The following is a 12,236-nucleotide window of genomic DNA, read 5'->3' on the forward strand; positions in this document are numbered from 1 at the left end:
CTCGGTTGTGGACCGGACTCATCGAAGCTTCGCGGTTGCGGGGTGGGTGTTGGGTGACGGGTCGTTGTTTGAGAACTGCATAGTGGACGCGAGCATCTGTGGCCAAGTTTTTAAGGGCGCACGGTGGATGCCTTGGCACCAGGAACCGATGAAGGACGTGGGAGGCCACGATAGGCCCCGGGGAGCTGTCAACCGAGCTTTGATCCGGGGGTGTCCGAATGGGGAAACCCGGCAGTCGTCATGGGCTGTCACCCGCTGCTGAACACATAGGCAGTGTGGAGGGAACGCGGGGAAGTGAAACATCTCAGTACCCGCAGGAAGAGAAAACAACCGTGATTCCGGGAGTAGTGGCGAGCGAAACCGGATGAGGCCAAACCGTATGCGTGTGATACCCGGCAGGGGTTGCGCATGTGGGGTTGTGGGATCGTACTTCAGTCGTCTGCCGGCGGCTGGGCGAGTCAGAAACCGTTGATGTAGGCGAAGGACATGCGAAAGGTCCGGCGTAGAGGGTAAGACCCCCGTAGCTGAAACATTAGCGGCTTGCTTGTACGACACCCAAGTAGCACGGGGCCCGAGAAATCCCGTGTGAATCTGGCGGGACCACCCGCTAAGCCTAAATATTCCCTGGTGACCGATAGCGGATAGTACCGTGAGGGAATGGTGAAAAGTACCGCGGGAGCGGAGTGAAATAGTACCTGAAACCGTGTGCCTACAAGCCGTGGGAGCGTCGGACATCAGCTTGCTGGTGTCTCGTGACTGCGTGCCTTTTGAAGAATGAGCCTGCGAGTTTGCGGTGTGTGGCGAGGTTAACCCGTGTGGGGTAGCCGTAGCGAAAGCGAGTCCGAATAGGGCGATCCAGTCGCACGCCCAAGACCCGAAGCGGAGTGATCTAGCCATGGGCAGGTTGAAGCGTGGGTAAGACCGCGTGGAGGACCGAACCCACCAGGGTTGAAAACCTGGGGGATGACCTGTGGTTAGGGGTGAAAGGCCAATCAAACTCCGTGATAGCTGGTTCTCCCCGAAATGCATTTAGGTGCAGCGTCGTGTGTTTCTTGCCGGAGGTAGAGCACTGGATAGGCGATGGGCCCTACCGGGTTACTGACCTTAGCCAAACTCCGAATGCCGGTAAGTGAGAGCGCGGCAGTGAGACTGCGGGGGATAAGCTCCGTGGTCGAGAGGGAAACAGCCCAGAGCATCGACTAAGGCCCCTAAGCGTACGCTAAGTGGGAAAGGATGTGGAGTCGCACAGACAACCAGGAGGTTGGCTTAGAAGCAGCCACCCTTGAAAGAGTGCGTAATAGCTCACTGGTCAAGTGATTCCGCGCCGACAATGTAGCGGGGCTCAAGCGTACCGCCGAAGTCGTGTCATTGCAGCAATACTCCCAACGGAGGCTGTGATGGGTAGGGGAGCGTCGTGTGCCGGGTGAAGCGGCCCTGGAAGGGAGTCGTGGACGGTTCACGAGTGAGAATGCAGGCATGAGTAGCGATACAAGAGTGGGAAACTCTTGCGCCGATTGACTAAGGGTTCCTGGGTCAAGCTGATCTGCCCAGGGTAAGTCGGGACCTAAGGCGAGGCCGACAGGCGTAGTCGATGGACAACCGGTTGATATTCCGGTACCCGCTTTGAAGCGCCAGCGCTGAATCTGGTGATGCTAAGGCCGTGAAGCCGCCCTTGATCTCTTCGGAGTGATGGGGAGTGGTGGAGCCGCTGAACCTATCCAGTAGTAGGTGAGCGATGGGGTGACGCAGGAAGGTAGTCCAGCCCGGGCGGTGGTTGTCCCGGGGTAAGGGTGTAGGCCGAGTGGTAGGCAAATCCGCCACTCATTGAGGCTGAGACCTGATGCCGAGCCGATTGTGGTGAAGTGGATGATCCTATGCTGTCGAGAAAAGCCTCTAGCGAGTTTCATGGCGGCCCGTACCCTAAACCGACTCAGGTGGTCAGGTAGAGAATACCGAGGCGTTCGGGTGAACTGTGGTTAAGGAACTCGGCAAAATGCCCCCGTAACTTCGGGAGAAGGGGGGCCATTGCTGGTGAGGGGACTTGCTCCCTGAGCTGGTGGTGGCCGCAGAGACCAGCGAGAAGCGACTGTTTACTAAAAACACAGGTCCGTGCGAAGCCGTAAGGCGATGTATACGGACTGACGCCTGCCCGGTGCTGGAACGTTAAGGGGACCGGTTAGCTCCATTTCGGTGGGGCGAAGCTGAGAACTTAAGCGCCAGTAAACGGCGGTGGTAACTATAACCATCCTAAGGTAGCGAAATTCCTTGTCGGGTAAGTTCCGACCTGCACGAATGGCGTAACGACTTCTCGACTGTCTCAACCACAGGCCCGGTGAAATTGCACTACGAGTAAAGATGCTCGTTTCGCGCAGCAGGACGGAAAGACCCCGGGACCTTTACTACAGCTTGATATTGGTGTTCGGTTCGGCTTGTGTAGGATAGGTGGGAGACTTTGAAGCAGTGGCGCCAGCCATTGTGGAGTCGTCGTTGAAATACCACTCTGGTCGTGCTGGATGTCTAACCTCGGTCCGTGATCCGGATCAGGGACAGTGTCTGGTGGGTAGTTTAACTGGGGCGGTTGCCTCCTAAAGAGTAACGGAGGCGCCCAAAGGTTCCCTCAGCCTGGTTGGCAATCAGGTGTTGAGTGTAAGTGCACAAGGGAGCTTGACTGTGAGACTGACGGGTCGAGCAGGTACGAAAGTAGGGACTAGTGATCCGGCGGTGGCTTGTGGAAGCGCCGTCGCTCAACGGATAAAAGGTACCCCGGGGATAACAGGCTGATCTTCCCCAAGAGTCCATATCGACGGGATGGTTTGGCACCTCGATGTCGGCTCGTCGCATCCTGGGGCTGGAGTCGGTCCCAAGGGTTGGGCTGTTCGCCCATTAAAGCGGTACGCGAGCTGGGTTTAGAACGTCGTGAGACAGTTCGGTCCCTATCCGCTGTGCGCGTAGGAGTCTTGAGAAGGGCTGTCCCTAGTACGAGAGGACCGGGACGGACGAACCTCTGGTGTGCCAGTTGTCCTGCCAAGGGCATGGCTGGTTGGCTACGTTCGGGAGGGATAACCGCTGAAAGCATCTAAGCGGGAAGCCTGCTTCGAGATGAGGACTCCCACCCCCTTGAGGGGTTAAGGCTCCCAGTAGACGACTGGGTTGATAGGCCGGATGTGGAAGCCCAGTAATGGGTGGAGCTGACCGGTACTAATAAGCCGAGGGCTTGTCCATAGGTTGCTCGCGTCCACTGTGTAGTTCTGAAACAACGAACCGTTGGTTCGACAGTTTCATAGTGTTTCGGTGGTTATAGCGTTAGGGAAACGCCCGGTTACATTCCGAACCCGGAAGCTAAGCCTTTCAGCGCCGATGGTACTGCAGGGGGGACCCTGTGGGAGAGTAGGACGCCGCCGAACAAATTTTGAGCCCGTCACCGGAGCCTCTTCAGAGGCCCGGCGGCGGGCTTTTTCATGCCCTGAGGTAAGGTCGGGTGGAATCATCCGAGCGTACGTTCAAGAGAAGGGGCCCCCGGTGGAGGTCCAGGAGACAAGGGTGCAGACGGATCGCGTCTTCACGATCCCCAACATCCTGAGCATGGCACGGCTGTTGGGCGTGCCCGTATTCCTGTGGCTCATCCTGTGGCCCGAGTTCGGCGGTCCGAAGGTCGACGGCTGGGCACTGCTCGTGCTCGCCCTCAGCGGCGTGAGCGACTACCTGGACGGGAAGCTCGCGCGCCGCTGGAACCAGATCAGCAGCCTCGGCAGGGTGCTGGACCCGGCCGCCGACCGGCTGTACATCGTCTCCACGATCATCGGCCTCACGTGGCGCGGGATCCTACCGTGGTGGCTGACGGCCATCCTGGTGGCCCGGGACGCCGTCATGGGCGTGATGATCCTGGTCATGCGCCGGCACGGCTGGGGTCCGCCGCAGGTCAACTTCATGGGCAAGGCCGCCACCTTCAACCTCATGTACGCCTTCCCGCTGCTGCTGCTGAGCGACGGCGACGGGTGGCTGAACACGCTCGCTGCTATTTTCGGATGGGCGTTCGCAGGATGGGGTACAACGCTGTATTGGTGGGCAGGGATCCTCTACGTGGTCCAGGTCCGCCGACTCGTCAGGGCGGACGCCACGGCCGATTGAGCCCGCGTACCCGGCAGGAGAGCCCTCCGGCCGGGTACCCCGCGCGTGACCGGCGGTCCGGGGGACCGCGACGGTCCGCGTGAGAGAGAGCACGGGTGACGTCGGCAAGACAGTCGTCTCTTTGAGGAGGACGCTTCCGACATGAAGGCCGTCGTGATGGCCGGCGGCGAAGGAACACGCCTTCGCCCGATGACCTCGAGCATGCCCAAGCCGCTGCTGCCGGTCGTGAATCAGCCGATCATGCAGCACGTGCTCAAGCTGCTCAAGCGGCACGGTCTGACCGAGACCGTGGTGACCGTGCAGTTCCTCGCCTCGCTCGTCAAGAACTACTTCGGTGACGGCGAAGAGCTCGGCATGGACCTCACCTACGCGAACGAGGAGAAGCCACTCGGCACCGCCGGCAGCGTCAAGAACGCCGAGGACGCCCTCAAGGACGATTCGTTCCTGGTGATCTCCGGTGACGCACTGACCGATTTCGACCTGACCGAGCTGATCAACTTCCACAAGGAGAAGGGCGCGCTGGTCACGGTCTGCCTGACCCGGGTGCCCAACCCCCTGGAGTTCGGGATCACCATCGTCGACGAGGAGGGCAAGGTCGAGCGCTTCCTCGAGAAGCCGACCTGGGGCCAGGTCTTCTCGGACACGGTGAACACCGGCATCTACGTCATGGAGCCGGAGGTCTTCGACTACGTCGAGCCCGACGTCTCGGTGGACTGGTCCGGTGACGTGTTCCCGCAGTTGATGAAGGAAGGCAAGCCCGTCTACGGCTACATCGCCGAGGGCTACTGGGAGGACGTCGGCACCCACGAGAGCTACATCAAGGCGCAGGCCGACGTCCTGGAAGGCAAGGTCGACGTCGACCTCGAGGGCTTCGAGATCTCGCCCGGCGTCTGGGTCGCCGAGGGCGCGGAGGTGCACCCGGACGCGACGCTGCGCGGTCCCCTGTACGTCGGTGACTACGCCAAGGTCGAGGCCGGGGCCGAGCTGCGCGAGCACACGGTGATCGGTTCCAACGTCGTCGTGAAGTCCGGTGCCTTCCTGCACAAGGCCGTCGTCCACGACAACGTCTACATCGGGCCGCAGACCAACCTGCGCGGCTGCGTCATCGGCAAGAACACCGACGTCATGCGCGCGGCGCGGATCGACGACGGGGCGGTCATCGGCGACGAGTGCCTGATCGGCGAGGAGTCGATCATCGCGGGCGACGTCCGGGTGTACCCGTTCAAGACCATCGAGGCCGGCGCCTTCGTGAACACGTCGGTGATCTGGGAGTCCAGGGGCCAGGCGAACCTGTTCGGCGCGCGGGGCGTCTCCGGCATCCTGAACGTGGAGATCACCCCGGAGCTCGCCGTGCGCCTCGCGGGCGCGTACGCGACGACGCTCAAGAAGGGCGCCACCGTCACGACCGCCCGTGACCACTCCCGTGGTGCCCGTGCGCTGAAGCGTGCGGTGATCTCGGCGCTCCAGGCCAGCGCGATCGACGTACGGGACCTGGAGAACGTGCCGATGCCCGTGGCGCGGCAGCAGACCGCGCGCGGCAGCGCCGGCGGCATCATGATCCGTACGAGTCCGGGCATCCCCGACTCGGTGGACATCATGTTCTTCGACGAACGCGGCGCCGACCTGTCGGCGGCGGGGCAGCGCAAGCTGGACCGTGTGTTCGCGCGCCAGGAGTACCGCCGTGCGTTCCCCGGCGAGATCGGCGACCTGAACTTCCCGGCGAGCGTCTTCGACTCCTACACGGGCGCGCTGCTGCGGGCCGTGGACACCTCGGGCATCGCCGAGGCAGGGCTGAAGGTCGTGGTCGACGCCGCGAACGGCAGCGCGGGACTCGTCCTGCCCAGCCTGCTCGGCCGGCTCGGGGTGGACTCGCTGACGATCAACCCCGGCCTCAACGAGGCCAGGCCCACCGAGACGGCCGATGGCCGGCGCGCGGGCCTGGTCCGGCTCGGGGAGATCGTGGCGTCCTCGCGGGCGGCCTTCGGCGTGCGCTTCGACCCGGTCGGGGAGCGGCTGTCGCTGGTGGACGAGCGCGGCAAGATCATCGAGGACGACCGGGCGCTGCTGGTCATGCTCGACCTGGTCGCCGCCGAGCGGCGCAGCGGCCGGGTGGCGCTCCCCGTGACGACGACCCGCATCGCCGAACAGGTCGCGGCGTACCACGGGACGCAGGTGGACTGGACGACGACCTCGCCCGACGACCTCACCCGGGTCGGCCGGCAGGACACGACCATCTTCGGCGGTGACGGCAAGGGCGGCATCATCATCCCGGAGTTCAGCAGCGTCTTCGACGGCGCCGCGGCCTTCGTGCGGCTGATCGGCCTGGTGGCGCGTACCCAGCTCACCCTGAGCCAGATCGACGCCCGCATCCCCCGTGCCCACGTCCTCAAGCGGGACCTGGCGACGCCGTGGGCGGTCAAGGGCCTGGTCATGCGCCGGGTGGTCGAGGAGGCGGGGGACCGCAACGTCGACACCACCGACGGCGTGCGCGTGGTCGAGGCGGACGGCCGCTGGGTGATGGTGCTGCCCGACCCGGCCGAGGCGGTCACGCACCTGTGGGCGGAGGGGCCGGACGACGCCTCCGCGCAGGCACTGCTCGACGAGTGGTCGTCGATCGTGGACAGCGCCGGCCGCTGATCCCGCTCCGGCACCGGCTCACGGGCCCCTCCCGACGCGACGAACGGCGCGTCGGGAGGGGCCCGTTCGAGGTCGGTGGCACGGACATGCGACGATGTGCGGCATGTCGCAGCAGCACCCCGATCGGAGCAGCGCCCCTGGGAGGGCCGTGACCCGGCGCCCGGACGCCTCCATGTCGCTGCTGACGAACGTCATGGAGCACAGTCTCGACGACGGGTACGCCGAGGCCGCCGCCCGCCGGGGCGCCACGGGCACGTCCCGTCTGCCCGCAACGCTGCGGGGCCGGCTGGTGCTCGCACTGGGCCTGGTGCTGGCCGGCGTCGTGGTCACCATAGGCGCGGCGCAGACGCAGGTGGCCGCCCCGACGCTGGCCAAGGAGCGGCAGAAGCTCATCGACCGCATCGAGTCCGAGACCCGTACCGCCGACGAGCTGCAGAAGAGCGTGGACGGGCTGCGCGACGAGGTGGCGGCCAAGCAGCGTCAGGCACTCAACGACCGCGACGGTGACGCGGAGCGCGTGGCGCTCCTGGCCGGGGCGACGCCGGTCACGGGGCCGGGCATCGAGCTGGAGGTCAACGACGCCAAGGAGGCCTCGTCGGGCGGCGGTGGCGATCCGCGTACGACCAGTGACTTCTCCGACACCGGCCGGGTACGCGACCGGGACATGCAGCGCGTCGTCAACGGCCTGTGGGCAGCGGGGGCGGAGGCCATCTCCATCAACGGGCAGCGGTTGACGTCGTTGTCGGCCATCCGTGCCGCGGGTGACGCCATACTGGTCGACAACCGGCCGCTGGTTCCGCCCTACACGATCCTGGCGATCGGGGACCCGCAGAAGCTGAGCACGTCCTTCCAGGACGGTGCGGACGGGCAGTACCTGCACGTCCTGCAGGAGAACTACGGGATCCGCGCACGCATCTCCGAGAAGGAGAAGCTGGAACTGCCCGCGGCTCCGAGCCTGATCATCCGCTCCGCGACCCCGGTCCCGTCGGCCGGGCCGTCGTCGAGCGCATCCGGAAATGGGAAGGGTACGAATTGATCGCCGTACTGGGCCTGATCGTTGGAGTGGTGGTGGGCCTGGTGGTCCGCCCCGTCGTGCCGACGGTGGTCGAGCCCTACCTCCCGATCGCCGTGGTCGCCGCGCTCGACGCCGTCTTCGGCGGTCTGCGGGCCATGCTCGACGGGATCTTCGACGACAAGGTCTTCGTGGTCTCCTTCCTGTCCAACGTCGTCGTGGCCGCGCTGATCGTCTTCCTGGGCGACAAGCTAGGGGTGGGTGCGCAGCTCTCCACGGGTGTGGTCGTCGTCCTCGGCATCCGCATCTTCTCCAACGCCGCGGCGATCCGCCGCCATGTCTTCCGGGCGTGACAGCACGATGAGTGACGAGAACGACCAGACGCCGGAACGGCCGCGTCCCGAGCTGCCCGCCGGGGCCGAGCCGCCGGCGCGGGAGCGGCCCGCTGCGCGCCCGGAGCTGCCCGCGGCCGGACCGGTGCCGGCCGCAGGGCCGTCGGACGCGGGGCAATCCGCGCCCGGTCGGCAGCAGCCGCAGCAGGAATCGGGGGATCGGCGGGGAACGGCGTCCGGCGTGAGCGGCCGGCAACGCCTCAAGGCGGGGCTGTGGCCGCCGCGGGTGTCCCGGGCGCAGTTGATCGTCGCGCTGCTGCTGTTCGTCCTCGGTCTGGGCCTGGCCATCCAGGTCCGCTCGACCAGCGACACCAGCGCGCTGCGTGGTGCCCGCCAGGAGGACCTGGTGCGCATCCTGGACGAGCTGGACAACCGCTCGCAGCGGCTCGGCGATGAGCGGCGGCGCCTCGAGGAGCAGCGCACCGAGCTGGAGAACAGCTCGGACCAGGCCGAGGAGGCCCGCAAGCAGACCGAGCAGAAGGCGGAGCAGCTCGGGGTGCTGGCCGGCACGGTCGCCGTCGAGGGTCCCGGCATCACGTTGACGATCAACGACCCCCAGGACGCCGTCGAGGCCGACATGCTGCTCGACGCGCTGCAGGAGCTGCGCGCCGCGGGAGCGGAGGCGATCCAGATCAACGACGTGCGGGTCGTCGCCGACACGTACTTCATCCAGGGGTCGGGCGGTGTGCAGATCGACGGGCACAAGGTCAGCGCGCCCTACCGCTTCAAGGTCATCGGTAATCCACAGGATCTTGAACCCGCCCTGAACATCCCGGGCGGCGTGGTACAGACTTTGGAGAAGGAGCAGGCCACAGCGGATGTGACGCGATCGGAGAAGATCGTTGTCGACGCCTTGCGGCCGTCGGAGCAGCCTGACTACGCTCAGTCGTCGACCCGGTGAGGCGGGGGCGAGTGGGGTTTGCGGGGGAGGGCAGGAGAATGCGGGGGGTCGCCGCACCGCTGGGGTGGTGCGTGAGGGAAACTATGTGTCGGTCGTGACTGAGGGTTCGTCCTGCCCCACGGGCGGGTCTGTGTCGTTCAAGGGGAATCGCCCGTGAAGTTGTTCGGTAAGTGGTTCGGCAAGAGTTCGCGTCAGGCTGGTGACAGCCCCACGGCGCGTCACCGCGCCCCGCGGCACGCGCAGGATGAGGGACCGGGCGAGGAGCGCCCGCTGTTCCGTGACGGGACCGCTGCTCCGGGCGGTGACATTTCGGGCGCTCATGGTGCGGTGTCTGTTGACCCTGCGGCTGCGGGGCGCATAGGTTTCCAGCAACCATCAGCCTCTAGCACGGGTGGAGGGTCCTTGCCGGTCTGTACGCGGTGCGGGTTCCAGAACGCGGAAGCGAGCCGCTTCTGCTCCAACTGTGGCGCGCCGCTGCGTGCCGCGGTGCCGTCCGAGCGTGCCTCCGAGACCACGTCCACGATCTCCATCTCCGGGATCGAGGCGTACGAGGCCGAGGCGACGGGACAGACCGTGCTGCCGGCGCTGTCCCCGGAGGCCCAGGCCGCGGTCGACGCGCTGCCGCCGGGCTCCGCGCTGCTGGTGGTACGCCGTGGTCCCAACTCGGGGAGCCGCTTCCTCCTGGACGGCGAACTGACGACGGCCGGCCGTCACCCGGAGAGCGACATCTTCCTGGACGACGTCACCGTCTCGCGGCGTCACGTGGAGTTCCGGCGCGCTCAGGACGGTTCCTTCACGGTCTCCGACGTCGGCAGCCTCAACGGCACCTACGTCAACCGCGAGCGGATCGACTCGGTGACCCTGTCCAGTGGCGACGAGGTGCAGATCGGCAAGTACCGACTGGTCTTCTACGCGAGCCAGTGGGGCGCCTGACCCCCGCGAGGGAAGGTTCATGCTTCGTACACCGTCGGGCGGTGCCGGCAACGGCACCGCCACCGCGGACGACCGGCTGCTGAGCATCGGCGCGGTGCTCAACGAGTTGCGGGAGGAGTTCCCCGAGGTCACCATCTCCAAGATCCGCTTCCTGGAGGCGGAGGGGCTGGTGGAGCCGCAACGCACGCCCTCCGGGTACCGGAAGTTCACCGTCCGGGACGTGGAACGGCTCGGGCACGTGCTGCGCATGCAGCGGGACCACTATCTTCCGCTGAAAGTGATCCGCGAGCACCTCGACGCCCTCGACCGCGGCGAGCCGCTGCCGCTGCCCGTCCCGTCCTCCGGGGAGTCCCGGGAGCTGATCGAGGTCGGCGCGGTGGAGCGGGAGGCACCCGCGGCGCTGCGCATCGGCAGGGACGAACTGCTGGCCGCCACGGGGGCCGAAGCGGGCGAGCTCGCCCAGTGGGAGGCGTACGGACTGGTGGAGGCCGGTCCTGACGGTGACTACGACGCCGAAACGGTGAACATCGCCAAGATCGTGGCCGATCTGGGCCGCTTCGGGCTCGAACCGCGCCATCTGCGGGCGGTCAAGGCGGCCGCCGATCGTGAGGCCGGTCTGGTGGAGCAGGTGGTCGCGCCCCTGCGCAGGCACCGCAATCCGCAGACCAGGACGCACGCGGAGGCCACCGCGCGGGAGCTGGCGGCGCTGTCCGTGCGGCTGCACGCGGCGCTGGTGCAGTCCGCGCTGAGGGTGCGGCTCTTCTGAGCGACATTGGCCAGGACACGCCCGGTCGGTGACCGGCCGGGCTCGTCCCGACTACCCAAACCTGCCGGGCACGGCCTAGGGTTGCTGTGTGAACGAGCTCGACGTCGTGGGTGTCCGGGTCGAAATGCCCTCCAACCAGCCGATTGTGCTCCTGCGGGAAGTGGGAGGCGACCGCTACCTGCCCATCTGGATCGGGCCGGGGGAGGCCACCGCCATCGCTTTCGCGCAGCAGGGCATGACGCCCGCGCGGCCGCTGACCCATGATCTGTTCAAGGACGTGCTCGAGGCCGTCGGTCAGACGCTGACCGAGGTCCGGATCACCGACCTGCGCGACGGCGTCTTCTACGCCGAGCTGGTGTTCGCCAGTGGCGTCGAGGTGAGCGCCCGTCCCTCGGATGCCATAGCGCTCGCGCTGCGCACCGGAACCCCCATCTACGGTAGCGACGGGGTGCTGGACGACGCCGGCATCGCCATTCCCGACGAGCAGGAGGACGAGGTCGAGAAGTTCCGCGAGTTCCTCGACCAGATCTCGCCGGAGGACTTCGGAACCAGCAGTCAATAGGGCCCGCGAAGGCCATTCGTCCAGCCCTACCCCCACCATGGACACGGGAAACCACCTCTGGGGTTGATATCACTCGGCGTGCCGAGCGTGGCGATCGTTGACGCACCCGGAGTGACTGCCTACCGTCGAGGAGGAAAGTCCCGATGGCACGTGCGCGTGCCCTGAGGGGTGCGAAGGGACGGGAGGTCGGCGTGAGAAGCACCGGCGACGGTACGGCCTTTGGCGGCCCGTATCCGATGCGCGGGGCCTTGGCCCGCAACGCCGCGACGCCCCCCGGAGGGGGTTCGGGCGACACCTCGGGACAGCAGCCGGAGGGGGCCGGTGAACGGGTCGGCTACCGCGGGCCCACCGCCTGCGCGGCGACCGGCATCACGTATCGCCAGCTGGACTACTGGGCGCGTACCGGGCTCGTGGAGCCCAGCATCCGCCCCGCGTACGGCTCGGGGACGCAGCGGCTGTACAGCTTCCGGGACGTCGTGGTCCTCAAGATCGTCAAGCGGCTCCTCGACACGGGGGTGTCCCTGCAGAACATCCGCACCGCCGTGCAGCACCTGCGGTCGAGCGCGCCAGCCGAACTCACCCGCATGACGCTGATGAGCGACGGCGCGACGGTGTACGAGTGCACCTCCCCGGACGAGGTCGTCGACCTCCTCCAGGGCGGTCAGGGGATCTTCGGGATCGCCGTGGGCGTGGTGTGGCGGGACGTCGAGGGCGCCCTGTCGCAGCTGCACTCCGAGCGCGTCGACACCGGGGAGACCGTGGTCGGCCACAATCCGGGCGACGAGCTGGCGCGGCGCCGCAACCGCGCTGGCTGAACCGGGCCGAACCGCGCGGATCGGACCGCGGCCCACCCGTCCGCCGTACAGGCGTACGGCGGATGTCGGACCCGTGGGGCACCATCGGTG

The 12,236-nt window shown here is 66.4% G+C and carries 9 protein-coding genes, 2 rRNA genes and 1 pseudogene; all 12 read left to right on the top strand.

The features are described from left to right. Positions 1-100 precede the first annotated feature (100 nt). The 12 genes and pseudogenes from ABZ312_RS06050 (at position 101) to ABZ312_RS06105 (ending at position 12,146) form a co-directional block, all read left to right on the top strand. Positions 101-3,222: ribosomal RNA gene (locus tag ABZ312_RS06050) — 23S ribosomal RNA — on the top strand. A 65-nt stretch (positions 3,223-3,287) separates the two neighbouring features. After that, positions 3,288-3,404 (top strand): 5S ribosomal RNA (gene rrf / locus ABZ312_RS06055). A 115-nt stretch (positions 3,405-3,519) separates the two neighbouring features. Beyond that, on the top strand, positions 3,520-4,128 hold the full coding sequence (gene clsA, locus ABZ312_RS06060) for a cardiolipin synthase ClsA (RefSeq protein ID WP_026250929.1): 609 nt from the start codon (positions 3,520-3,522) through the stop codon (positions 4,126-4,128). Positions 4,129-4,269: 141 nt separating this feature from the next. Continuing rightward, positions 4,270-6,765 (top strand): sugar phosphate nucleotidyltransferase, encoded by a 2,496-nt coding sequence (locus ABZ312_RS06065; RefSeq protein ID WP_499510570.1) that lies wholly within the window; start codon positions 4,270-4,272, stop codon positions 6,763-6,765. Positions 6,766-6,859: 94 nt separating this feature from the next. Further along, entirely contained in the window at positions 6,860-7,801 is a 942-nt protein-coding gene (locus ABZ312_RS06070) for a DUF881 domain-containing protein (RefSeq protein ID WP_500325242.1), read from the top strand. Further along, entirely contained in the window at positions 7,798-8,130 is a 333-nt protein-coding gene (locus ABZ312_RS06075) for a small basic family protein (protein WP_003984969.1), read from the top strand. The genes ABZ312_RS06070 and ABZ312_RS06075 overlap by 4 nt, the downstream gene beginning before the upstream one ends. Before the next feature lie 7 nt (positions 8,131-8,137). Then, a complete protein-coding gene (locus ABZ312_RS06080; RefSeq protein WP_500436605.1) occupies positions 8,138-9,070 on the top strand; it encodes a DUF881 domain-containing protein in 933 nt (310 codons plus the stop codon). Between the two features lie 327 nt (positions 9,071-9,397). Continuing rightward, positions 9,398-9,541, top strand: a pseudogene (locus ABZ312_RS06085) (zinc-ribbon domain-containing protein); the annotation flags it as partial. A 15-nt stretch (positions 9,542-9,556) separates the two neighbouring features. Beyond that, positions 9,557-10,003 carry an FHA domain-containing protein gene (locus ABZ312_RS06090; protein ID WP_500325261.1) on the top strand — a complete coding sequence of 149 codons (447 nt, stop codon included), beginning with the start codon at positions 9,557-9,559 and terminating at the stop codon, positions 10,001-10,003. Positions 10,004-10,022: 19 nt separating this feature from the next. Further along, a complete protein-coding gene (gene ftsR / locus ABZ312_RS06095) occupies positions 10,023-10,769 on the top strand; it encodes a transcriptional regulator FtsR (RefSeq protein WP_499510566.1) in 747 nt (248 codons plus the stop codon). 88 nt (positions 10,770-10,857) lie between these two features. Beyond that, entirely contained in the window at positions 10,858-11,331 is a 474-nt protein-coding gene (locus tag ABZ312_RS06100) for a bifunctional nuclease family protein (protein ID WP_018558705.1), read from the top strand. 191 nt (positions 11,332-11,522) lie between these two features. Continuing rightward, on the top strand, positions 11,523-12,146 hold the full coding sequence (locus tag ABZ312_RS06105) for a MerR family transcriptional regulator (RefSeq protein WP_499510565.1): 624 nt from the start codon (positions 11,523-11,525) through the stop codon (positions 12,144-12,146). Positions 12,147-12,236 lie beyond the last annotated feature (90 nt).

It is taken from the genome of Streptomyces sp. NPDC006207 (assembly GCF_040613835.1).
In the GTDB taxonomy this organism is placed as follows: domain Bacteria; phylum Actinomycetota; class Actinomycetes; order Streptomycetales; family Streptomycetaceae; genus Actinacidiphila.